24 protein-coding genes are annotated in these 20866 nt (G+C 62.2%); 9 read left to right on the top strand and 15 right to left on the bottom strand.

Annotated features, from left to right (window positions below; translation table 11 throughout):
* Positions 1-238: 238 nt before the first annotated feature.
* Together AC1D13_RS05160 and AC1D13_RS05155 are read right to left on the bottom strand one after the other, a co-directional pair.
* The gene (locus AC1D13_RS05160) at positions 239-499 is read right to left on the bottom strand and encodes a UBP-type zinc finger domain-containing protein (protein ID WP_477689079.1); all 261 of its coding nucleotides are present in this window, start codon (positions 497-499) and stop codon (positions 239-241) included.
* A 12-nt stretch (positions 500-511) separates the two neighbouring features.
* The gene (locus AC1D13_RS05155) at positions 512-2248 is read right to left on the bottom strand and encodes an FAD-dependent oxidoreductase (protein WP_477689078.1); all 1737 of its coding nucleotides are present in this window, start codon (positions 2246-2248) and stop codon (positions 512-514) included.
* A 200-nt stretch (positions 2249-2448) separates the two neighbouring features.
* Between AC1D13_RS05155 and AC1D13_RS05150 the strand changes: the two genes are divergently transcribed.
* A complete protein-coding gene (locus AC1D13_RS05150; protein WP_477689077.1) occupies positions 2449-3243 on the top strand; it encodes an extensin-like domain-containing protein in 795 nt (264 codons plus the stop codon).
* A gap of 102 nt (positions 3244-3345) precedes the next feature.
* On the opposite strand, the gene AC1D13_RS05145 is transcribed toward AC1D13_RS05150, so the two are convergent.
* Together AC1D13_RS05145 and AC1D13_RS05140 are read right to left on the bottom strand one after the other, a co-directional pair.
* Positions 3346-4434, bottom strand: a complete 1089-nt coding sequence (locus AC1D13_RS05145) for a DSD1 family PLP-dependent enzyme (protein ID WP_477689147.1) — start codon at positions 4432-4434, stop codon at positions 3346-3348.
* A gap of 94 nt (positions 4435-4528) precedes the next feature.
* Positions 4529-5539 (bottom strand): ornithine cyclodeaminase family protein, encoded by a 1011-nt coding sequence (locus AC1D13_RS05140; RefSeq protein WP_477689146.1) that lies wholly within the window; start codon positions 5537-5539, stop codon positions 4529-4531.
* Between the two features lie 103 nt (positions 5540-5642).
* On the opposite strand from AC1D13_RS05140, the gene AC1D13_RS05135 reads away from it, so the two are divergent.
* The 3 genes from AC1D13_RS05135 to AC1D13_RS05125 all read left to right on the top strand — a co-directional run bounded on the left by AC1D13_RS05135 (position 5643) and on the right by AC1D13_RS05125 (position 9433).
* Entirely contained in the window at positions 5643-7118 is a 1476-nt protein-coding gene (locus tag AC1D13_RS05135; RefSeq protein ID WP_477689076.1) for an MFS transporter, read from the top strand.
* 229 nt (positions 7119-7347) lie between these two features.
* On the top strand, positions 7348-8619 hold the full coding sequence (locus AC1D13_RS05130; RefSeq protein ID WP_477689075.1) for a DEAD/DEAH box helicase: 1272 nt from the start codon (positions 7348-7350) through the stop codon (positions 8617-8619).
* 109 nt (positions 8620-8728) lie between these two features.
* The gene (locus tag AC1D13_RS05125) at positions 8729-9433 is read left to right on the top strand and encodes a hypothetical protein (protein WP_477689074.1); all 705 of its coding nucleotides are present in this window, start codon (positions 8729-8731) and stop codon (positions 9431-9433) included.
* 138 nt (positions 9434-9571) lie between these two features.
* On the opposite strand, the gene AC1D13_RS05120 is transcribed toward AC1D13_RS05125, so the two are convergent.
* From AC1D13_RS05120 to AC1D13_RS05095, 6 genes are all read right to left on the bottom strand, one after another.
* On the bottom strand, positions 9572-10117 hold the full coding sequence (locus AC1D13_RS05120; protein WP_477689073.1) for a CcdC protein domain-containing protein: 546 nt from the start codon (positions 10115-10117) through the stop codon (positions 9572-9574).
* A gap of 69 nt (positions 10118-10186) precedes the next feature.
* Positions 10187-10582, bottom strand: a complete 396-nt coding sequence (locus tag AC1D13_RS05115) for a type II toxin-antitoxin system PemK/MazF family toxin (protein ID WP_477689072.1) — start codon at positions 10580-10582, stop codon at positions 10187-10189.
* Positions 10575-11306: a hypothetical protein gene (locus tag AC1D13_RS05110; protein ID WP_477689071.1), complete on the bottom strand. Its 732-nt coding sequence runs from the start codon at positions 11304-11306 to the stop codon at positions 10575-10577. Before AC1D13_RS05110 ends, AC1D13_RS05115 begins: the two co-directional genes overlap by 8 nt.
* 48 nt (positions 11307-11354) lie before the next feature.
* Positions 11355-11837: an ankyrin repeat domain-containing protein gene (locus tag AC1D13_RS05105; protein ID WP_477689070.1), complete on the bottom strand. Its 483-nt coding sequence runs from the start codon at positions 11835-11837 to the stop codon at positions 11355-11357.
* 53 nt (positions 11838-11890) lie between these two features.
* Positions 11891-12367: a hypothetical protein gene (locus tag AC1D13_RS05100; protein ID WP_477689069.1), complete on the bottom strand. Its 477-nt coding sequence runs from the start codon at positions 12365-12367 to the stop codon at positions 11891-11893.
* A 29-nt stretch (positions 12368-12396) separates the two neighbouring features.
* Positions 12397-12720, bottom strand: a complete 324-nt coding sequence (locus tag AC1D13_RS05095; protein ID WP_477689068.1) for a DUF6172 family protein — start codon at positions 12718-12720, stop codon at positions 12397-12399.
* 200 nt (positions 12721-12920) lie between these two features.
* Between AC1D13_RS05095 and AC1D13_RS05090 the strand changes: the two genes are divergently transcribed.
* The gene (locus tag AC1D13_RS05090; RefSeq protein ID WP_477689145.1) at positions 12921-13451 is read left to right on the top strand and encodes a hypothetical protein; all 531 of its coding nucleotides are present in this window, start codon (positions 12921-12923) and stop codon (positions 13449-13451) included.
* A gap of 31 nt (positions 13452-13482) precedes the next feature.
* On the opposite strand, the gene AC1D13_RS05085 is transcribed toward AC1D13_RS05090, so the two are convergent.
* The gene (locus AC1D13_RS05085; RefSeq protein WP_477689067.1) at positions 13483-14043 is read right to left on the bottom strand and encodes a helix-turn-helix domain-containing protein; all 561 of its coding nucleotides are present in this window, start codon (positions 14041-14043) and stop codon (positions 13483-13485) included.
* A gap of 146 nt (positions 14044-14189) precedes the next feature.
* Here AC1D13_RS05085 and AC1D13_RS05080 point away from each other — a divergent pair, with 146 nt between their 5' ends.
* On the top strand, positions 14190-14711 hold the full coding sequence (locus tag AC1D13_RS05080; RefSeq protein WP_477689066.1) for an N-acetyltransferase family protein: 522 nt from the start codon (positions 14190-14192) through the stop codon (positions 14709-14711).
* On the opposite strand, the gene AC1D13_RS05075 is transcribed toward AC1D13_RS05080, so the two are convergent.
* The 4 genes from AC1D13_RS05075 to AC1D13_RS05060 form a co-directional block, all read right to left on the bottom strand.
* A complete protein-coding gene (locus AC1D13_RS05075; protein WP_477689065.1) occupies positions 14708-15262 on the bottom strand; it encodes a DsbA family protein in 555 nt (184 codons plus the stop codon). The two genes, AC1D13_RS05080 and AC1D13_RS05075, sit on opposite strands and share 4 nt — an antisense overlap.
* 162 nt (positions 15263-15424) lie before the next feature.
* Positions 15425-15673, bottom strand: coding sequence for a hypothetical protein (locus AC1D13_RS05070; protein WP_436154840.1), 249 nt, complete (start codon positions 15671-15673; stop codon positions 15425-15427).
* Complete coding sequence (locus tag AC1D13_RS05065; protein WP_457278577.1) at positions 15660-16025, bottom strand: hypothetical protein; 366 nt, start codon at positions 16023-16025, stop codon at positions 15660-15662. The genes AC1D13_RS05070 and AC1D13_RS05065 overlap by 14 nt, the downstream gene beginning before the upstream one ends.
* A 355-nt stretch (positions 16026-16380) precedes the next feature.
* A complete protein-coding gene (locus tag AC1D13_RS05060) occupies positions 16381-17292 on the bottom strand; it encodes a LysR family transcriptional regulator (protein WP_477689064.1) in 912 nt (303 codons plus the stop codon).
* 162 nt (positions 17293-17454) lie between these two features.
* Here AC1D13_RS05060 and AC1D13_RS05055 point away from each other — a divergent pair, with 162 nt between their 5' ends.
* The 3 genes from AC1D13_RS05055 to AC1D13_RS05045 are packed head-to-tail and all read left to right on the top strand — an operon-like array spanning position 17455 to position 20747.
* Positions 17455-18414: a hydroxymethylglutaryl-CoA lyase gene (locus AC1D13_RS05055; RefSeq protein WP_477689063.1), complete on the top strand. Its 960-nt coding sequence runs from the start codon at positions 17455-17457 to the stop codon at positions 18412-18414.
* A gap of 22 nt (positions 18415-18436) precedes the next feature.
* Complete coding sequence (locus AC1D13_RS05050) at positions 18437-19645, top strand: CaiB/BaiF CoA transferase family protein (RefSeq protein WP_477689062.1); 1209 nt, start codon at positions 18437-18439, stop codon at positions 19643-19645.
* A 58-nt stretch (positions 19646-19703) separates the two neighbouring features.
* The gene (locus AC1D13_RS05045; RefSeq protein ID WP_457278581.1) at positions 19704-20747 is read left to right on the top strand and encodes a Bug family tripartite tricarboxylate transporter substrate binding protein; all 1044 of its coding nucleotides are present in this window, start codon (positions 19704-19706) and stop codon (positions 20745-20747) included.
* Positions 20748-20866: the final 119 nt, after the last annotated feature.

The following is a 20866-nucleotide window of genomic DNA, read 5'->3' as shown; positions in this document are numbered from 1 at the left end:
TTCCATTGCCCGCTCCATATGACTTTCCTGCTCCATTAAATATAGCGACAAACCCGGCGCCATCATGACTGACCAATGCCAGATTTCCACCCGTTCACGTCAATGCAATTAGGTCGATCAGCTAAAAAATCATCTTCTCTGGAAGACGGTAGCAGCCATTTTCCGCGGATGCGACTATCTGTCGCAGCGCTCATTAGAACTCTTGTTTACGACTTTAGTTACACGAAATAGCTGCGCCCTAGCCCACCTGCAGTTGGTGCTCATAACACCACATCCAGCTCTCGCCGGGCTCGAAGGACTGGATCACCGCGTGCCCGGTCGCCGCATGGTGTTTACTGGCGTGTTTGTTTTTTGAGTCGTCACAGCAGCCGATATGGCCGCAGTGCACGCACATTCTCAAATGCATCCAGGTGTCGCCCATCGCCAGGCACTCTTCGCAGCCACTTGAATTGGGTGAATGCATCTCGGCAGGAACGTGGGTGCAGGGTTTGATACGCATACAAAGCTCCAGTCAGGCAGCAACCGCCGTGCGCTCCATCGCCGCCAGGTGCTGGTGGATCATGGCTACCACTGCAGCGCCCTCGCCTATTGCGCCGCCCACGCGTTTGACAGAGCCGCTGCGCACATCGCCAATGGCAAAAAGGCCCGGAATATTCGTTTCCAGCGGCGCGGGTTTGTAGTCGGAATGCTTGCAGGTGACGGCCTCCCCGGTGCGGACAAAGCCGTGTGCATCAATGGCTGCGCCGCAACTTGTCAGCCAGCTGGTTTCCGGATCGGCACCGACAAACAGGAACACGTTGCGCACATCCGCCGCGTGTTCGGTGCCGCTCTTGCGGTTGCGCCAGGTCACACCGGAAAGGCCTGTTCCGCCATTGCCGTCGCCATCATCATCGCCGTGCAGCTTCACCACCTCGGTGTGCGGCAGCAGCTCGATGTTGGGCGCGGCTTCAATGCGGTCTATGAGGTAGCGCGACATGCTGGCGGCCAGGCTGGGGCCGCGCACCAGCATGTTGACCTTGGCCGCATGCTGCGACAAAAACACCGCCGCCTGGCCGGCCGAATTGCCGCCGCCCACCAGCACCACATCGGTCTGGCTGCACATTTTTGCTTCCAGCGCAGAAGCCCAATACCAGACACCGCGGCCTTCAAATTCTTCCAGGCGCGGGACTTCGGGCCGGCGGTAGCGGGCACCGCTCGCCACCACCACGGTCTTGGCGCGCAGCTTGCGGCCGTCAGTCAGCTTCACCTGCAACTCGCCCTTGATGGCCTTGTGGGCGCAGTCCAGCGACTGGGCCTGCGCGGGGATCAGCATTTCCACACCAAACTTTTGCGCCTGCACATACGCACGGCCGGCCAGCGCCTGGCCCGAAATGCCGGTAGGAAAACCCAGGTAGTTTTCAATGCGCGCACTGGCGCCGGCCTGCCCGCCGTAAGCACGGCAGTCGAGCACCAGCACATGCAGGCCTTCCGAGGCGGCGTACACCGCCGTGGCCAGCCCGGCGGGCCCGGCGCCGACCACGATCACGTCAAACAGCTCGTCGTGTTCTTCCGTGTCGACCATGCCGATGCAGCGCGCGAGCTGGTTCTCGTCGGGGTTCACCAGCACCGAGCCATCCGGGCACACCGCCAGCACGTCACCAGCAGCCACGCCGTATTGCTCCATCAGCGCGGCGGCGCCCGCGTCCTGGGCGATGTCCACCACATGGTTGGGTTCGCCATTGCGGTTCAAAAAGCTTTGCAGACGCACCACACCGGCAGAGTTGGGCTGGCCGATCAGCACCGGGCCGCTGGCGCCGGCTTCGATCAAGGCCACACGCCGCAGAATGAGCGCGCGCACCAGCCGCTCGCCCAGGTCGGCTTCGGCAATGATGAGCGCGCGCAGCTGGCCGGGTGGCACCAGCAGGGCTTCGACATCTTCCTCGGCATGGCCGTCGACCAGCGCGTTCTGGCCAGACAGCTGGCCAACCTCGGCCAGAAACTGGCCCGGCCCCTGGTTGACGATGGGCACCACATGGCCGAGGCCGTCGCGCTGGGTGATGGTGACCGAACCCTTGAGCATCACAAACATGCCGGGGCCGGGCTCACCGGCGGCAAACAGCCTCTCGCCTTTCTTGAACTGCAACACCTTGCCGAAGCGCTGGATGCGTGCAATTTCAGCGGCGCTGAGCACCGGAAACATCTGGTGGTGCCGGCTGGTGTCGGCAGCCAGCGGGGATTGGGCTGGGGTGTGGGTTGCGTTGTCGGCCATCAAAATACTCCGTTAAGCCTGTTGCCTGCGGCTTGTGCGCGCGGGTTTTGGCATCAGTCAGACGATGCCATTAAACGACGAATTGGATGTCGAATCCTCCTGCAGCAGTCGGAATTTCGGCGCAAGAGAACAAATCCGGCCATCTTGGGCTAGCAGGCCTGTACGCTCATGGCTGCACCCCTCGCTTATCAACGAACACCATGCCCCTTCCCCCAGACTCCGGCCTTCCGCCCGACGCAGCGCCAGCCAGGCAGCTGCGCTGGGGCCGCTGGGTATGGCTGGCCCTGTGGAGTGGCCTTGTCACGGCGGCGTATGGCGTTTACAGCGGCGCCCTGCAGATTCCCACGCACATCAATCCGTGGGCGCCACTGGAAGTGACGGCACCGCCCAACATGCTGACCTTTTACAAACTGTCACGCGCCCGCAACGACCCGGCGCGCTGCCTGGCCGCGCTGGCAAGCACCGGCATGCAGTACGACGAATTGCCCGACCGCAGCACGGGCGACGGCTGCGGTTTCAGCAATGCGGTGCGGCTGCGCTCGGCGCCCGTGCGCATAGGCGCGGCCCTGCCGCTCAGTTGCCCCATGGCGCTGTCGTTCTTCATGTGGGAAAGAAATGCGCTGCAGCCGGCGGCGCAGCTGCATTTTGGCCAGCGCGTGGCGGGCATTGACCACCTGGGCAGTTATGCCTGCCGCAACATCAACAGCGGCGAAGGCGCGCCGCCCAATGCACCGGCCCGTTCCCGCAGCCGCCATGCCACTGCCAATGCGCTGGACATTTCCGCCTTCACACTGGCCAGCGGCAAGCGCGTCACGGTGCTGAAACACTGGCCCGACGAAGACGACACCACACCGCCCGGGCCCGAGGCACTGCTGCTGCGCGACGCCCACAAAGGGGCCTGCAAATACTTCAAGGGCGTGCTGGGCCCTGACTACAACGCCGCGCACAAGGACCATTTCCACCTGGAGACCGGCGGCTACACCATGTGCAAGTGATTTGCCTCAAAGAACTTTCAAGAAAAAAAGGCCTGCAGACCAATAAGGTCGGGCGCAAGCAGCTATGTTTTTAATAGCACTTGGCCGCACGCAAACCGTGACTCACCAGCCGTGCAAACGGCTCCAGGTTGCCAGCTCACCGCTTTCAGCTAGCGCATGGTATTCCGGATACTGCGCGCCAGTAGCGCAGGCGTGGTTGGGCAAGATGCGCAGCTGTGTGCCAATGGGAAAGCGCGCGGCAATGTCCGTGTCCGGCGCGCCTTCGCGAGACAGGATGCCGTGCTCCTGGTTGGCACCGCTGAGGACATATCCCGGCAGCACCGTGCCATCCGTGCTGCAAACCTGGCCGTAGCCAAAGTCATGCTGCTGCTTTTGCGTGCCGCGGTCGCGGCTCATGGCCATCCAGCCGGCGTCCACAATTGCCCAGCCTTTTTCGGGCTGGTGGCCGATCACGGTGGTCAGCACGCTGAGCGCGATGTCGTCTGCCCCGCACACGCCGATGTTGTGCATCACCAGGTCAAAAAACACATACACACCGGCGCGCACTTCCGTGACGCCCTGGAGCTGCGCAGCTGACAGCGCCGTCGGCGTGGAGCCCACGCTGACAACCGCGCACGGAAAGCCCGCGGCGCGTACGCGTTCGGCAGCTTCCACACAGGCGGCGCGCTCCTGCTCGGCCATGGCCACCAGCGCTTCGGGGGTGTTGAGGTCGTAGCTCGAACCTGCATGCGTCATCACGCCGCCCAGCTGCATGCCGCCTTCGTGCAACGTGCGGGCAACGTCCAGCAAAGCGGCCTCGCCGGGCTTGATGCCGGAGCGGTGGCCGTCGCTGTCGATTTCTATCCAGACTTCAAACTTTTCACTGTGCTCACGGCCGAACGCGGCAATGGCGGCGGCCGACGCCACGCTGTCGGTGATGATTTTCAAATCGCAGCCCTGGCGCCGCAGGGCCAGCACCTGCGGCAGCTTGGTAACGACCATGCCGACGGCATAGAGGATGTCGGTGAAACCGTCGGCATAAAACTGCGCGGCTTCCTTGAGTGTGGAGACGGTAATGCCCTGCGCACCCGCGGCCACCTGCGCACGCGCGACGGGTGTGCACTTGCTGGTTTTGACGTGGGGCCGGAAACGCACGCTTAGCGCGTCCATGCGCTGCTGCATGCGCGCGATGTTGCGCTGCATGCGCGGCATATCAATCAACGCGGCGGGCGTGTCGAGTGTGGCCAGGGGGTTGGGCTGGTTGGTGGTCAAGGGAATCTCCAGAACGGTAAAGGCGTCAAACAATTCACCAGGGCCAGGCAATGCTTTGGCCCTTGCCGGCAAGGCGCGCGCGCTGCTCCAGCAGGCGGGCGACCGTGAGGTCTTGCAAGGCGATGCCGGTCATGTCGAACAAGGTGATATCGCCGGGGCCGCGCACAAAGGAAGCCTTGCCCGACAGCACATCGCCGATTTCAGTGCAGGCGGTTTCGGGCGCCCATTGCAGTTCGCCGATGCTGCGCGACTGGGCGGCATCGTCCACAAACACGCGCGCCGTGGCGAGCAAACCTTCGGGCAGCTCGCGTTTGCCTTTGGTGTCGCTGCCCACGGCATTGATGTGGGTGCCGGGCTGAAGAGCAGCCAGCTCGAACAGCGGGCCCTTGCCGGTGGTGGCCGTGATCACCACATCGCTTTGGGCCACGGCGGCATTCACGTCTGCCGCATGCGAGATGTCGCATGGGCCACCCGCAAACATCGCTTCAAACGCGGCCTTCGGGCCACCACTGGCCGTGGCGTAAAACACCTGGCGCAGCCCGGGCAGCTGGCGAAGGGCAAAGCGCAGTTGCGCCTGCGCCTGCACGCCGGTGCCGAAGACGCACACCGTGCGGCTGTCTGGCCGCGCCAGTTCCAGGCCCAGGCCACCCGCGGCGCCGGTGCGCTCGGTGGTGACGGCGTTGCCATCGATCAGGCAGGTCGGCCGGCCGGTGGCGGGGTCAATCAGCATGATGGTGGCCTGGTGGGCGTCGGCACCCCGCGCGAGGTTGCCAGGCCAGAAACCGGCCGCCTTAAAGCCCAGCAGCGACTGCGCACCCACGTCACCCGACTTGATGCCGAACACGCCACCGGTGGCCAGCCTTTCACGCACCAGGGAGAACACGCGGCCCTCCTCCTGGCTGTGGAGCACAAAGGCTTCGCGCGTGGCCGCAAGGACATCGGCGGGCAGCAGCAGGGATTCGACCGCGTGTTTGTCCAGCAGCAGGAGTTGGGCATCAGCCGGCCTGCTTGCCTTTGACGGCAGGGAACTGGCAGGATGGGGCATGGGTGGCTGCGCGAGGTGTGTCGTCATCTGGAAATATTATCTATTGTCAGACAATTTGTCAAATCAACGATTCACCTCCCCATCAGTTATTGCAGGAGACCCCATGCCCGCCAACCCGCACGCCCCTTGTGACGAAGGCATCATCCGCGCCCAGGGTGGCGACTGCGGCAAAACGGCGCACCCCAAGCTGGCGCTGGCGGCCACGGTGCTGGGCTCTTCCATGGCGTTTATCGACGGCTCGGTCGTCAACATCGCCCTGCCCGCCATCCAGCGTGACCTGGCCGGTGACTCGGCCAGCGGGCTGGCCGCGATGCAGTGGGTCATCAACGCTTACCTGCTGGCGCTGGGCTCTCTGGTGCTGGTGGGCGGCTCGCTGGGCGACAGGTTTGGCCGCCGCAAGATCTTCATCCTGGGCATCGCCATTTTTACGGCTGCCTCAGTGGCCTGCGGTTTTGCGCCTGGCCCGCTGGCGTTGATTGCCGCGCGCGCCGTGCAGGGCGTGGGCGCGGCGCTGCTGGTGCCGGCCAGCCTGGCCATCATCGGCAATGTGTTTGAGGGCGAAGCGCGCGGCAAGGCGATTGGCACCTGGGCCGCCTGGGCCGCGATTACCGGTGCGGCAGGGCCGGTGCTGGGCGGCTGGCTGGTCGATGCCGTGTCGTGGCGGTCCATCTTCTTTTTGAACGTGCCCATGGCGGTGGCCACCGTGTGGCTGGCGCTGTACGCCGTGCCCGACAGCCGCGACCCCGAGGCACCGCAGCAGCTCGACTGGCTGGGCGTGCTGCTGGTGGCCGGCGGCCTGGGCGCGCTGACTTACGGCCTCACGCTGGCGCCCGAGCGCGGCTGGCAGGCCCTCAGCGTGCTGGGCCCGTTTGCAGCGGGCGTGGTTCTGCTGGTGGCGTTTGTCTACGCGCAGGCGCGCACGCGTGCACCCATGATGCCGCTGGGCCTTTTCAAGTCGCGCGACTTTGTCGGCACGAATTTGCTGACGCTGCTCTTGTACTTTGCGCTCAGCGGTGCGCTGTTCTTTTTGCCCTTTGTGCTGATTGGCGCTTTTAAATATTCCACCACCGCTGCGGGCGCCACGCTGCTGCCGCTGTCGTTGCTGCTGGGCTTTTTGTCACCTGCCACCGCTAAATTCACAGAGCGCTTCGGCGCACGGCGCATGCTGATGGCCGGCCCGGCCGTGGCGGCTGCGGGCTTTGCACTGCTGGCCCTGCCCGGCGTGGGCTGGTCTTACTGGGCGGGTTTCTTTCCGGCCATGGTGGTGATGGGCCTGGGCATGACGATTGCCGTGGCGCCCCTCACCACCACGGTGATGAACGCCGTGCCTTCTACCCACGCAGGCATCGCCTCCGGCATCAACAACGCCGTGGCGCGCGTGGCCGGCCTGCTGGCAGTGGCGGTGCTGGGCGTGGTGTTTGCCGCCAGCCTGGGCGGGCCGCTGCAGGCCGCTTCACCTGAGGTGCTGGTGGCCGCGTTTCGTTGGGTGGTGCTGGGCTGCGTGCTGTGCGCGCTGGGGGCATCGGCCTGTGCGCTGCTGTTTCTGGCGCCTGTGCAGCAACCAGGGCCAAATTCTTGAGCAAATAGTGGCTGTAGCCCAATAGGAACTTGCCCGAGCAGCTATATTTTTCATAGCAGCCTCTTGGGCCAGGCAGGTGCGGAAGGCAATGCGGCTAACACCCACCACCCAAATACAGCCTTGAAGAAGGCCCGAGGCTTAAACTTGGGGCTTCAGACGGCAGCGCACCGCCTCACCGCACGCGCCCTGCGCGCGGCCCTCCCCCTCTTCTCTCCTTCACACTTTCCCCATGCCCTTTAGCTCACTCGGTTTTACGCCCTCGCTTTTGCCGCTGCTGCTGCGCGCCCTGGAGGAAAAAGGCTACACCGCGCCCACCCCCATCCAGTCCGCCGCCATTCCGGCCATTCTTGAAGGGCGCGACGTGCTCGGCTCTGCCCAGACGGGCTCCGGCAAGACGGCGGCTTTTTCGCTGCCGCTGCTGCAACAGCTGGTCAATTCACAAGCCACTAACACCGGTCAGCACCGGCCCGTGCGCGCGCTGATTCTTGTACCCACACGCGAACTCGCCGCGCAGGTCGGTGAGGCCATCGTCAGTTTTGCCAAATACCTGCCGAAGCGGATCAAGGTCGCCATCGTGTTTGGCGGCGTGTCGATCAACCCGCAGATGATGAACCTGCGCGGCGGCGCCGACATCGTGGTCGCCACGCCGGGCCGCCTGCTGGACCTGATTGACCACAACGCATTGACACTGGGCAACACCGGCACCCTGGTGCTCGACGAAGCGGACCGCCTGCTGGACCTGGGCTTTGGCGAAGAACTCAACCGCATCCTGGCGCTGCTGCCAGCCAAACGCCAAACGCTATTTTTCTCAGCCACCTTCCCGCCCGCCATAGAAGCGCTGGCAGCCAGCCTGCTGCGCAACCCGCGGCGCATTGAGGTGGAGGCCGTGGTGCAGGCCGTGCCCGACATCACCCAGCGCGCCATCGAAGTCGACGCCCCCCGCCGCACCCAACTGCTGCGCCACCTGGTGCAGACCGAAAAGTGGGAACGCGTGCTGGTCTTCGTTGCCACCAAACACGCCGCCGAAATCGTGGCCGACAAGCTGCGCAAAGTAGACATCGAAGCCGAACCCTTCCACGGCGAACTCAGCCAGGGCAAACGCACCCAGGTGCTGCAGGACTTCAAGATCAAGGCCGTGCAGGTGGTGGTCGCCACAGATGTCGCCGCACGCGGCATCGACATTGCGCAAATGCCGGTAGTGGTGAACTACGACTTGCCGCGCTCAGTGACCGACTACACCCACCGCATAGGCCGCACCGGCCGCGCCGGTGAATCGGGTATTGCCGTGAGTTTTGTGAGTGCAGCGACTGAGGCGCATTTCAAGCTGATCGAAAAGCGCCTGGGCATCAAGGTGGCGCGTGAGCAAGTCGTGGGGTTTGAGCGGGTGGAAGTTGCGGTGATGAATCCAGCCGATCCTGCGGGGACCGGTGGGATCAAGGGGAAGCGGCCTAGCAAGAAGGACAAGTTGCGGGCTGCGGCTGGCTCTGCCAAGGGTGAGTGAGGTCTAGTCTGTTTGGAGGAGAGACGACTTGTACAAACCTCTTACTATGCGAGCTTGTATATCGCCGGTGATCTGAATCGGCTCCGAGATTGCTACAACTGAGAAGAATATGGAAATTGATGTCACAGCGTTAGTGCCCATGGTGACGCTTATTGCCGCACTACTGGCGGGGGCGATAGCCGGGCTAACCTTAATCGTTAACAAAGAAAACAAGATATCGGAATTTCGACAAGCTTGGATTGATGGGCTACGCGAAGACTTGGCAAATTTCTTGTCAGCCAGTAGAACTTGCACTCGCGCTGTTCAAGAAATTCGATTTAGCTGGAGCAAGGAAGAGAAGAATCCACTTCCTATCGACGAATCCACGACAACAAAACTGCGGCACCAGGCAGCCGAATGCTCATACCGAATCAGGCTTCGGTTAAATCAAAAAAAGCAGCCCCATATAGAGCTAGAGCGGCTCATGACATCGAGCACCACTTTGGTAAGTCAATACTTTAACGGTAGTTCGCAAGACGTGAATGCGGTTTTGGAGGGGATTGATTGCACCGCAACTCAAGCGCGGGAGGTGCTAAAAACCGAATGGGAACGAGTTAAAAAAGGTGAGTTAGCGTACCGTGCTGCAAAGTGGTTTGCAGTCTCGCTTGTATTAATTACCGCAGCGCTAATTTTCAAAATCGGGACAAGCAAACCGTCCCTCGGGACGGCAGTTATAAGCGGCGCGTCTTCGGCTCAGCCCATTTCTTCAACTCCAATAGTTGTTTTTCCGTCATCCACTTCAGTACCCCCGCCAGTCGGGATTCAGACACGATAACCAAGCACGCGTTTTAAGAAATATTACGAGGCCGTTTGGAACTGCTAGCCGCTCGATAGTAATACTGGGCCGCCACGTTAGTTAGGTTTCGCAGCGCGATTTGAAGAGGCCTTTAGGTTCTGACACCCTCATGGAACACTAAGCATCTGGTCTCAGCGCCTCACGCTCCCTCTTAGCCCGCAGAACACGGAATCGCCAGCGCACAAGACCAATCGCGTAGCTGATGTAGTAACCCGCCAGCAGCCCAAAAACAGCGAGCGTAAGCGAACTGCGTGCGAAGTCGCCCATTCCGTGTTGCACTGTCGGTTCTGCGGTGTAGATCTCAAACAAGCGATAGGCGATGCGCCCGACGAACAGTAACGAAAGCGCGATGCCCAGGTGAGCGTTGGGCGTGTAGAACAGGCCCTGGGGTGTTGGTTCAAAGCGCGTCTTGCTCAATCCGAAAACACCGAGCAATGCGCCTAGGCCCAGGCCACCGGCCAGCCACCCAAGCCGTTCGGGGTGTTCATGCGCGGCGAAGCCAAGCAAAACAAGCAGGACGGGAAAGATGGCCAGAGTGATCCAGGGGCGGATCCTCGACAGGCGTTGCCGCCCGACCATGCGGCGAAAGCGCGCATAGACGCGCCACGCGATCAGAGGAAGAAGCACAAGCAATGTGATGGTGGAAGGGCTCGGCGCTTGCATGGTGTGGGTCTTCAGGTAGCGAACAATGGGCACAGGCGGCAGAAATTGCCTGACACGGTGCTTTCGGAACTATCGATGGAGAAACGAGGTTTGGAGAAACCGCATACCCGCCAGTATCTGCTGAACCCTCTCACCCGACAGCGTCCCGATATGCGCACCCAGATGTGTTTTGTACACGGAAGACACCTGAGACACAACCACCACGCTTTGCTTCTCCAGACTCCCCTCACCGGGCTCCAGCAAGACATTACCTGGCTCGGTCGCGCGGTTCAGGTTGGAGGTCAGCGCACAGACAACAACGGTGCTGATGCGGGAGCGGTTGAACAGGTCGTCTTGCACAACGACATGGGGATGCGGGGAGCCGGGGATGGAGCCACGTGAGGGATCAGCTTCTATCCAGAACACATCGCCCTGCCTGATGGTTTCGGGGAAAGGGCCTTGTGGGGCTTCTGGGCTTCTATCCATGGACAGCCGAGCTTCCACTCCCTCCCGCCCTGGCCTCCAGTTCAGCCCAGGGAATATTGCAATAGCTTTCGGACTCCGGCCAGTCCTTTGGATCCAGGTCAAGGTCTATCGTCTCGCCAGCTTCCAGCACCTCGCCGGAGAAATTCTTGCTGATGACCCAGTCTGCCCTGGGCGCCTTGACCATGACCAGTGAGGACCTGGGCACAAAGCGGCTTTTCAGAGGTGCGTCCCCCTGAAGCGCCAGGTCCTGGCTCTCGTGGTCAAAGAGCGTGAAAACCTTGTTGTCTACGGTACGCAGGAAATAGATGAATCCACCGTGTTCCTGCTCCTGGAACCGCTTGGCTTCGATGAAGACATAGTGCTCCTCGGCAACCAGCGCTGCATCGATATCGGCCTGCAACTCCGGACGATAGTCCTTCCAACCGGAAATCCATCGAACGCTGGAGACAACCGCAAAGACGGCGGTGAGCAATATTGCGATTCCCCAAATCCAGATTGCGGCAGGGCTGTGCATGCCGAAATCAGCATCGAACAGTTTGCGTGCAAGCCAGGCGAAGCCCAACCAGATGACGACGGCGGCTAGCAAGCTCGAGGCCCACATCACCAGCGCATTCTCGATACCCTCCTTCCAGCGACGTGCCGCTGTGGGTGCCTTCGCAAGCGTCTCCCGCAGGAAGGTTTTCTCAGCCTCGGTCGCAGGGCGCTGAACTATGCGACTAGGCATGGGAAGGATTCAATGCACAGCCCCACGCCGGCAATAAGCGGTTAGAGGTCAAGGGGTCGCTCCTGCATCGATCAATAGTTTTGATATCTTGCCATGACCGGCTTGACGCGCCTGGGCCAAAGCGGTGTCGCCCCACTTCGAAACTTCATTGAGACTCGCACCCGCTTTGACAAGAAGTTTCACGGCACGAATGTGGCCACGGCTGCTTGCCTGCATCAGAGGGGTCTGCATGTCTCCATCCCGGTTGTTCACGTCGCCGCCTGCACCCAGAAGAAGTTGCAGTATTTCCGTCCGGCCGTGATAGGCGGCGAATGTCATAAACGTTGGGGATGCCCGGCTGTCCTTGAGCAGGTTGGGATCAATCTTGCCGGCAATCAGCGCTTTGACTTGCACTACATTGTTGCGCTCAATGGCTCGCATCATTAAATCGTAGTTGTCGGCTGCAGCAACCACGGATGCGAAAAACAGGCCGAACAGAAAAAACACGAATCGCTGCAGGCGCTTTTGACTACCGCTCCATCTGGTCAACATTTTCTGCTTTCGGGAATCAATCTTGAATGGGCCCTCTTGCGGGAGCGGCTTCTCTAGGGTTGAGCGCTTTTCGGCACATCGGGCTTGGGCACTTCCTTCACCCGCACATAATATTCACGAAGATGAAGACTCTCCGAGTTGTCTTCGCCGCCTGCGTACACCCACAGCATGTCTGGGCTTATGAAGTTATAGACAACGATGGTGTCCCTGCCGGTCACTGGCGCAACGGTTTTGATTGCAACCGAATCCGAAGCAACGCCCAGGACACGGTACGGATGGGTTTCGCGAAAACCTGTCAGTGGCCTCTTTCGGCCCTCCTGCGTTTTCGTCTCCAGGTCCGGCAGCTCGGAAGTCATGGCATCTGCCGTAAAGGTCAGGGTCATATGACCCATGAGCTGCGAAAGAAACAGGGCCGTCTTGCTGTCAAGCTTTGCGCGCTCGTTATTGAAGCGCATGCTGATCTCGGAGTCAGACTTCCACTGGCCGACAAGATTCGGGTCTGCATACGCTGAGGTGGCAACTGCGGCCATCAGCAAGAGTGCAAAGAGTCTGCGCATGCTTATTCGACGTCAGCGAAGTCGTCATCACCCTCATTGCGCGCACGGGGCACCTTGACGCCGCCCTTGGCCACCACTTCCACATAGAACTGCGGTGCACCGTCTTTCACAATCTCGTCAATCGACTTGATGAGGTCTGCCACCGGTACCTCCGAAGCAGCGGCGTCACTCGCGCCAGACTTGCAGTCAAAGTCCCAGTAGTCCAAGCCCTTGGGCAGGGCTTTGGCGCGTTCGCGCTTGAGGTATTTGCGGATGTCGTGTTTGGCGGCATCGAGCAGGCGGTCGCGATTTTTGCCTTCGATGTTGAGCTGGTAGGTTTTTTTCATGAGTACTTCTGATCTAAAAAGTGGCGCGCTGCGGCCACGGTGTACTACCGATTATCGGGCCGTGGCCGGGCAAGCCGAAAAGTCATAGGCAAAAGCGGCGTCACCAGCAACAATCTGCGCGGCATGGCGTTTGCATGGGTACCCATGTCAGCTTGTTCAACCCCACGTCCCTCACCTGGCAGGGGCACAAGGAGATTCCGATGATCTATGGTTTGACGTACTTGGGTGTGATCCACACCGCCATCAGCCTGGTGGCCGTTGCGGCTGCCGTGATTGCCTTCTTTCGCGACAAGGAAATCATCGCCGCGTCCACACTGGGCAAGGTGTATATCTGGACCACCGTGCTCACCTGCCTCACCGGCTTTGGCATCTTCCAGCACGGCGGCTTCGGCAAGCCGCATGCGCTAGGCATCATCACCTTGCTGGTGCTGGGCATTGCCTGGGTGGCGGGCACCACCAAGGTGCTGGGCCGTGCCTCGCCGTATGTTCAAACGCTGGGCTATTCGATCACCTTTTTGTTCCACATGATCCCGGCCATCACAGAGACATCAACGCGCCTGCCCTTGGGTGCGCCACTGTTGCCCAACGCCGATGCGCCCGCGCTCAAAGCCGCCACGGGCGTGCTTTTGCTTCTTTACATCATTGGGGCGGCGCTGCAGGTGCGGCGCATACGTGCGCGCCATGCGGCGCTTGACGTCGCGGCTGTGCCGGGGTCTGCTGCCGCCGGTTAATGGGCCAGTTAATGGGTAAGGGGCGACAAATTCAGCCGGGCCAGACGACCAGCAAATAGCGGCAGGCGCTGCGCCCCAGGGTTTTAAAAGCCACGGGGCGGTCAACGCCGAAGTCCAGGCAGTCGCCGGGCTCGAGCTTGAAAATTTCGTCGCCGTATTCAACGCGCAAGCCGCCTTCAACCAGCCAGAGGCGCTGCCGGTAGGGCTGGCCGCTCCATCGCGGGTAAGCCACCCTGGCCGACCGCGGCAACTCGACCTCCACCATCTCGACGCCGTGGTCGGGCCCGCGCTCTGCCACCTGGCGCCGCAGGTAGCCGGCTTCCGGGTCGCGCCACACGGACTGCCCCGCCTTCTTCCGCAGCCTGCGGCCGGTTTCTTCTTCCTTGTCTTCGGTGAGCAGCTGCGCCAGCGGCACACCCAGGCCGGCCGCGAGGCGGCCAAGGATCACAGCGGTCGGGCTGCTTTCGACGCGCTCCACCTTTGAGATCATGGCTTTGCTGACGCCCGACACCTCGGCCAGTTGCGCCAGGCTCAGGCTCCGGGCCTGGCGCAATGCCAGCAGCCGCGACGCGATCAGGGCGTCAATCGTCATGGGGTGCCTTCCGGGAAATACGACAAATACGGGAAATACATTCGTCTATCATAGGGGATAAATAATCTCTTATAGTAGACGATCTATTTGCGCCACATTGACCCCACACGGCCCCCAACACGAACACCCCTGCGAAAGGACTTCCCATGCATCTCGTCGAATGCAATGAAGAACGCCATGCCGGCCAGATCCTGGCCATCTTCAACGAGGCGATCGTCAACTCGACGGCGCTGTATGACTACAAACCACGCGCACCTGAAAGCATGGTGACCTGGTTTGCTACCAAGCGTGCCAACGGCTTTCCTGTGATCGGGATGGAAGACGGCAGCGGCAAGCTGCTGGGTTTTGCGAGCTACGGCACCTTCCGCGCGTTTCCGGCGTACAAGTACACGGTCGAGCATTCGGTTTATGTGGAGAAAGACAGCCGTGGCCTGGGCCTGGGGCGCAAGCTGCTGGAGGCGATTGTGGCCAGGGCTGAAGCGCAAGGCATGCACCTGCTGGTGGGCGCGATTGACCTGGACAACGCTGTGAGCATTGCACTTCACAAGCGCCTGGGCTTTGAGCACAGCGGCACGATCAAACAGGCGGCTTTCAAGTTTGGCCGCTGGCTGGACCTGGCGTTTTTGCAGAAGACGTTGGTGACGCCGCTTCAGCCTGTTGACGGTTAAGTCTGCTGGCTGGTCAACACCTTGTCGATAGCCTCATGCAAATGCTGCAGCCCAAACGACACATCACAAAACACGCCGTTGACATAAAACGCCGGCGTTGAGCGCACGCCCAGGTGGCGGCCGCTTTGCATGTGCTCCTGCACGCGCTGCAGGTAGACGTGATCGTTCATTTCGTTCTGGTAGCGGGCCATGTCCAGGCCGGCCTGAGCGGCATAGTCGAGCAGGTGCTTGTCTTTGAGGTGGTGCTGGTTGGTAAACAGCAACTCGTACATGGGCCAGAACTTGTGTTGCGCGCCGGCGGCTTCTGCCGCTTCGGCGGCCAGCTCGGCATGGGGGTGCACTTCGCGCAGCGGAAAGTGCCGGAAGACAAAACGCAGCTGGCGCCCGAAGTGCGGCAGCATCACCTTTAGGGCGCCATAGGCCTGAAAGCAGGACGGGCATTCGAAGTCGCCGTATTCCACGACAGTGACCGGGGCCGACGCCGGGCCATGGATATGGTCGATGGCATCGTCGGGTTCGAGAAACGGGTCGGGTTGGGACGAGGCGGCCATGAAAATCACCTTTAGCTGTGTGTTCAGACATTGAAAAATGTCTTCAGCACAGTATGCGCCCGGGTGTGCGCAGTGATCAAGGAGCCGTACGGCCCCATCGGCGTTGTGGGTAGCCGTGAATAGCCAGGTAGAGGCCGGCGGTTGCCGGCCCGTGGTTCAGCTTCAGGCCTGGTTGGCGGCGTTTTCGAGGGCTTCGTCGAGTGCCTTGCACGAGGGCGAGCACACGGCCTGGGACTTGCCCAGCACTTTACGGGTGCCCATCAGGGAGCGGGCGCGGTGCTTGCCGCACATGAAACACGACATCGTGGCAGCGCCAAATGACGTGGTGGCAGCAAACGGTGAGCCCGACACCTTGGACTTGTAGCGCAGGCCGTCAGCGAGTACGGCGGTTTTGGCGTCAGCTCTTGCCATGGTTGGGGTCTTCCTTCAGTTGGGGGTTGATGGGTTTCATGGCCTTTTCAATGGCCTCTTTGGCCTTCAGCTCGGCAGCGAGCGAGGCGTCCAGCGCAGACCGGCACAGGCCCGCATACTGGTAATTGACGTTTTCATACAGCTCTGCCGCAGCCGGGTGCGTGTCGAGCAGCGCGCCCAGCGCCATGCCGGGTTCCACATCGCCCAGTTCGTTGACCAGGTGCAGCACCACGGAGCGGTACTGCTCGGCACCCACCGGCACCGCGCTGTGCTCAAGCCGTTCCAGCAGCTCGGCCAGTACGTGGGTGACCGTGAGGTCGGTTTTGTGGGGATGGGGTTGGGTGGCGTTCATGCAGTGAATTTGGGGCTTCCTTCCCCTAAATCAAGCACTTTGCGGACCAGGTAACCGCCTTGCGGCGATTGCTGGCCCCCTTTCGGGCTAGCCTGGATCAGCCCTGCGCGCTATATTTTTTATAGCTGCTCGCGCTTGTCTGCTGTGGGTTGGAGGCCTATTTTACCTCTAAACGGCAGGCCCGGAAGCTTTCCCCGGGCTTCCAGAGGCCATTTGGCGTGCCTGCAGGTGTTACCAAACGTCTTTTGAACGCTGTTTAATGGATGAAAAGTAGCTGCAGACCAATGCTGGTAAGCGCAAGTAGCTCCTGATTTGATAGCACCCGAAATATCGCGCAGAGCGTCTACGGTACTTTTCACCCTCCATCGGGCAACCCTTTTGCCGCCAGATGGGCCACCAGCAGCTTTGCCGCCGCCGACAAACCCGCCTCATCCCGAAAGCAGATGGCAAAGCGCCGCTGGGCCCAGGGGTCGGCGAGCGGCATCACACGCAGGCCATAGGTGGCGGCATAAGGCTCAGCCACCTCGCGCGGCACCACGCTGATGGCCAGGTTGGCGCGGACCACACGCAAGGCGGCCTCGAAGTTGGACACGATGACGCGGTGAACAACGACCTTGCCCTTGAGCGCCGCAGCCCGCAAGAGCAGCACCTGCACAGCGCTGTGCGCGGGAAGGCTGACATGCTCGAAGTCGAGCGTCTGCTCAAAGTGCAGGGTTTTCTCGCCTGCCAGCGGGTGCGACGGGTGGGTCACGATGGCCAGGTGATCGGTGCGGTAGCTGCGCGACTGCAGGCCGCTCAGGTCGGCGGCGTCCCAGCAGATGCCGACCGAGGCCACGCCCTCCTTGATGCCGCGAATCACATCGGGGCTGACGCGCTCTTCCATGTCGACCTGGATGTCGTGGTGCGCCGGCTCCTGCAAAAAAGCCGCCACATCGTCGGCCAGGGACTCGGCCATGACAGAAGCCGTGGCCAGGATGCGCACCTGGCCGCGCACGCCCTGGGCATAGGCGGCCATGTCGCGTTCAATGCGCTCGGCGCTGGCCAGCATGGTGCGCGCGTGCTCCAGCAGGCTTTCGCCAGCAGGTGTGGGCTCCACACCGCGGCGGCGCCGCACCAGCAGCGGCGTGCCGACGGTGTCTTCGAGCTGGGCCAGCCGCTTGCTGATGGCCGAGCCGACGATGTTGGCCTGCTCGGCCGCGCGGGCAATGCTGCGCGCATCACACACTGCCGCGAACAGCCGCAGCGTGGTCATGTCGAGGTCTCTCATGGGCGGCTCCTGGGTACACGTACAACTCGCCTGGAAAAGCGGCGCAGATTTGATATTCCCAAGCGGAACGTCAGTGCTTCCAAAATTGACCAATCAAACCCTTTGGGAAATTCTAAACTGCAGCTGCACCCCGAAAATGAACAGACGACAACGGAGACCACAGTGAACCTGCCTTCAAGGCCTGCCCTCCCCCGGCAGGCAACGATTCGTGAAGTCGGCCCGCGTGACGGCCTGCAAAGCATTGCCGCCGTGATGCCGACCGCGCACAAGCTGGAGTGGATCCAGTCGGCCTACGACGCCGGCCAGCGCGAAATCGAGGTTGGCTCGTTTGTGCCGGCGCGCCTGCTGCCGCAGCTGGCCGACACCGCCGAGCTGGTGGCCTTTGCCAAAACACTGCCCGGCCTGGTCACGTCGGTGCTGGTGCCCAACCTCAAGGGTGCCGAACGCGCCATCGAATCCGGCGCCGACCTGATGCTGCTGCCGATTTCGGCCAGCCACGCCCACAGCCTGGCCAACCTGCGCAAGACGCCCGATGAGGTGGTCGAAGAAATCGCCCGCATCCGCGACCTGCGTGATGCATCGGGCTCGCCCATCGTGATTGAAGTCGGCATGAGCACCGCCTTTGGTTGCACGCTGCAGGGCCGGGTCGAGCCGTCCGAGGTGCTGCGGCTGCTGCGCGCCGTGCTGGACGCCGGTGCCGACCGCGTGGGCCTGGCAGACACCGTGGGCTACGCCGACCCGGAAATGGTTCGCCTGCTGTTTGAGCAGGCTTTTGAGGTGGCCGGTGAGCGACTCAACTGCGGCCACTTTCATGACACCCGCGGCCTTGGCATGGCCAACGTGTATGCCGCGCTGCAAACCGGCGTGACGCGCTTTGACGCTTGCCTGGCCGGCATAGGCGGCTGCCCGCATGCGCCCGGCGCCAGCGGCAACGTGGCCACTGAAGACCTTGCCTATATGCTGGCCAGCATGGGTATCGAAACTGGCATTGACTTTGACAAATTGATGGCGCTGCGCACCCGGGTGGCGGGCTGGCTTGAAGGCGAAACGCTGCACGGCACGCTGTGGCGCGCGGGCCTGCCCAAAACCATGCGCGCATCTGCTGCCCCCGCTGCAGCTTGAACTTTTCCCCCGGAACACCTGCATGCAAACTATCCCCGAAGCCGCCACCCCACAGCCGCTGGCCGGCCTGCGCGTGGTGGAGTTCACCCACATGGTCATGGGCCCCACCTGCGGCATGGTGCTGGCGGACATGGGCGCCGAAGTCATCAAGGTCGAGCCCATCGACGGCGACCGGACCCGCCGCCTGCTGGGTGCCGGCTCGGGTTTCTTTCCGCTCTTCAATCGCAACAAGAAAAGCATCGGCATTGACCTGCACGACCCGGTGGGCGCCGAAGTGGCGCGCAAGCTCTGCGCCAGCGCCGACGTGGTGGCCGAAAACTTCAAGCCCGGCACCATGGCCAAGTACGGCCTGGACTACACCGCGCTCAGCGCCGTCAACCCGCGCATCATCTACATCAGCCACAAAGGCTTTTTGCCCGGCCCCTATGACCACCGCACCGCGCTTGACGAGGTGGTGCAGATGATGGGGGGCCTGGCCTACATGACGGGCCGGCCCGGCGACCCGCTGCGCGCCGGCACCAGCGTGAACGACATCATGGGCGGGCTCTTCGGTGCCATCGGGGCGCTGGGCGCGCTGATCCAGCGAGGCATTAGCGGCAAGGGCATGGAAGTGCAGTCGGCACTGTATGAAAACAATGTCTTCCTGATGGGCCAGCACATGCTGCAGTACGCCATGACAGGCAAACACCCGGCCCCCATGCCCGCGCGCGACAACCCCTGGGCGGTGTACGACGTGTTCACGGTCAGGGACGGTGAACAGATCTTCCTGGCGGCCGTGAGCGACGCGCAGTGGCAGATCTTTTGCACCGTGCTGGGCTTTCCCGACCTCAAGGCCGACCCGGCGCTGGCCACCAACAACCAGCGCGTGGCGGTGCGCCCCGCGTTGCTCAAGGATCTGGCGACGCGGCTGGCCCCGCGCAGCGCTACCGAGCTTTCAGCCGTGATGGAAAAAGCCGGCTTGCCGTTTGCCCCCATCCGCAGGCCCGAAGACCTGTTCGACGACGAACATTTGCTGGCCACCGGCGGCCTGGCCGATGTGCGCCTGCCCGATGGCCCCAAGGCCGGCCAGATGGTAAAAACCACCCTATTCCCCATCACCATGCAGGGGGAGCGCCTGGGGGTTCGCCTGCACCCGCCCACGCTGGGCGAACACACCCGCGAGTTGCTGGCAGGCCTGGGTTACAGCACGGGTGAAATGGATGACCTGCACCGGCAAGCGGCCGTCAGTTGAGGCAGTGAGTTGAACCTGCCAGCCGATTTGCGCGACTCACGACAATGAAGGAGACAAAATGACCCCGAAGATGAAGATGATCCGCAGTACCGATACCTCAGCCTTGAGCAACAAACCCGCAACCCGGCGCCAGGCCCTCTGGGGACTGGGCGCCCTTTTTGCCGGTGGCGCCTTCCTGGCTTCGCCGCGCAGATTGATGGCCCAGACCACCGACAAGGTGGTGCGCTTCATCCTGCCGGTGGGCGCCGGTTCGGGCGTGGACACCATCGTGCGAGCGGCCAGTGTTGCGCTGGGCAAGGCGCTGGGCAACCCGGTGGTGATTGAAAACCAGCCCGGCGCAGGCGGCATTGTCGGCACGTCCGCGCTTGTGAAGGCTGCCCCCGACGGCATGACGCTGAGCGTGGTGTCCAACAACCACGTGATCTACCCCAGCGTCTACAAGTCGCTGCCGTTCGACCCGGTGGCCGACATCACGCCCATCACCGTCATTGGCACCACGCCGATGGTGCTGGTGGTGAACCCCGCCAAACTGCCGGCCACCAACGTGAAAGAGCTGGTCGCCCTGCTCAAGGCCAAACCCGACGCCTACAACTATGCGTCGTCGGGCAACGGCACCATCCTGCACCTGGCTGCGCAGATGTTTCTGGACGAAGCACAGGTCAAGGCCAAACACATTCCCTACAAGGGCGTGGGCCCCATGGTTGCCGACATGATCGGCGGGCAGGTGGACATGGGCGTGCTGGCGCTCCCTGCCGTGCAGGCGCACCTGAAGAGCGGCGCCTTGCGCGCCATCGGTGTGGGCGGCAGCGCCCGTTCACCCGCGGCGCCCGACATTCCGACCATTGCGGAACAAGGCCTGCCCAACTACAACATGGAAGGCTGGTTCGCGGTGATAGGCCCCGCGAAGCTGCCGGCGGCCGACGTCAAACGCATCCACGACGCGGTGGTTGCCGCCTATGCCACGCCCGAAGTGAAGGAAGCCATGCTCAAGCAGGGCAACACCATCAACCCCGGCAGCCCGGAAGCCGCCGCGCAGTACTTTCGCAGCGAACTGGTGAAGTACGCGCAGCTGGTGAAAAAGGCGGGCGTCGAACTGCAGTAAGGCACACGCACGGGCGGCCGCCCTGCTGTTCATCACAACGGGACGGCCCTGGATTGCTATGGTTTTAATAGCTGCTTGCGCCCGTCAATAAAGCGCCAGGCAGCAATTTGGCAATCAAC

Source organism: Polaromonas sp. P1_E12 (assembly GCF_056405975.1).
This window is presented reverse-complemented; position numbering and strand designations above follow the sequence as displayed.

Coding starts and splice junctions, on each gene's coding strand:
- AC1D13_RS05085 (WP_477689067.1), bottom strand. CDS start 14,043: ATGACGATTGACGCCCTGATCGCGTCGCGGCTGCTGGCATTGCGCCAG.
- AC1D13_RS05140 (WP_477689146.1), bottom strand. CDS start 5,539: ATGCCCCATCCTGCCAGTTCCCTGCCGTCAAAGGCAAGCAGGCCGGCT.
- AC1D13_RS05160 (WP_477689079.1), bottom strand. CDS start 499: ATGCGTATCAAACCCTGCACCCACGTTCCTGCCGAGATGCATTCACCC.
- AC1D13_RS05095 (WP_477689068.1), bottom strand. CDS start 12,720: ATGAAAAAAACCTACCAGCTCAACATCGAAGGCAAAAATCGCGACCGC.
- AC1D13_RS05130 (WP_477689075.1), top strand. CDS start 7,348: ATGCCCTTTAGCTCACTCGGTTTTACGCCCTCGCTTTTGCCGCTGCTG.
- AC1D13_RS05090 (WP_477689145.1), top strand. CDS start 12,921: ATGATCTATGGTTTGACGTACTTGGGTGTGATCCACACCGCCATCAGC.
- AC1D13_RS05150 (WP_477689077.1), top strand. CDS start 2,449: ATGCCCCTTCCCCCAGACTCCGGCCTTCCGCCCGACGCAGCGCCAGCC.
- AC1D13_RS05110 (WP_477689071.1), bottom strand. CDS start 11,306: ATGCCTAGTCGCATAGTTCAGCGCCCTGCGACCGAGGCTGAGAAAACC.
- AC1D13_RS05125 (WP_477689074.1), top strand. CDS start 8,729: ATGGAAATTGATGTCACAGCGTTAGTGCCCATGGTGACGCTTATTGCC.
- AC1D13_RS05115 (WP_477689072.1), bottom strand. CDS start 10,582: ATGGATAGAAGCCCAGAAGCCCCACAAGGCCCTTTCCCCGAAACCATC.
- AC1D13_RS05120 (WP_477689073.1), bottom strand. CDS start 10,117: ATGCAAGCGCCGAGCCCTTCCACCATCACATTGCTTGTGCTTCTTCCT.
- AC1D13_RS05070 (WP_436154840.1), bottom strand. CDS start 15,673: ATGGCAAGAGCTGACGCCAAAACCGCCGTACTCGCTGACGGCCTGCGC.
- AC1D13_RS05135 (WP_477689076.1), top strand. CDS start 5,643: ATGCCCGCCAACCCGCACGCCCCTTGTGACGAAGGCATCATCCGCGCC.
- AC1D13_RS05080 (WP_477689066.1), top strand. CDS start 14,190: ATGCATCTCGTCGAATGCAATGAAGAACGCCATGCCGGCCAGATCCTG.
- AC1D13_RS05145 (WP_477689147.1), bottom strand. CDS start 4,434: ATGCCGCGCATGCAGCGCAACATCGCGCGCATGCAGCAGCGCATGGAC.
- AC1D13_RS05060 (WP_477689064.1), bottom strand. CDS start 17,292: ATGAGAGACCTCGACATGACCACGCTGCGGCTGTTCGCGGCAGTGTGT.
- AC1D13_RS05155 (WP_477689078.1), bottom strand. CDS start 2,248: ATGGCCGACAACGCAACCCACACCCCAGCCCAATCCCCGCTGGCTGCC.
- AC1D13_RS05045 (WP_457278581.1), top strand. CDS start 19,704: ATGACCCCGAAGATGAAGATGATCCGCAGTACCGATACCTCAGCCTTG.
- AC1D13_RS05065 (WP_457278577.1), bottom strand. CDS start 16,025: ATGAACGCCACCCAACCCCATCCCCACAAAACCGACCTCACGGTCACC.
- AC1D13_RS05050 (WP_477689062.1), top strand. CDS start 18,437: ATGCAAACTATCCCCGAAGCCGCCACCCCACAGCCGCTGGCCGGCCTG.
- AC1D13_RS05075 (WP_477689065.1), bottom strand. CDS start 15,262: ATGGCCGCCTCGTCCCAACCCGACCCGTTTCTCGAACCCGACGATGCC.
- AC1D13_RS05105 (WP_477689070.1), bottom strand. CDS start 11,837: ATGTTGACCAGATGGAGCGGTAGTCAAAAGCGCCTGCAGCGATTCGTG.
- AC1D13_RS05100 (WP_477689069.1), bottom strand. CDS start 12,367: ATGGCCGCAGTTGCCACCTCAGCGTATGCAGACCCGAATCTTGTCGGC.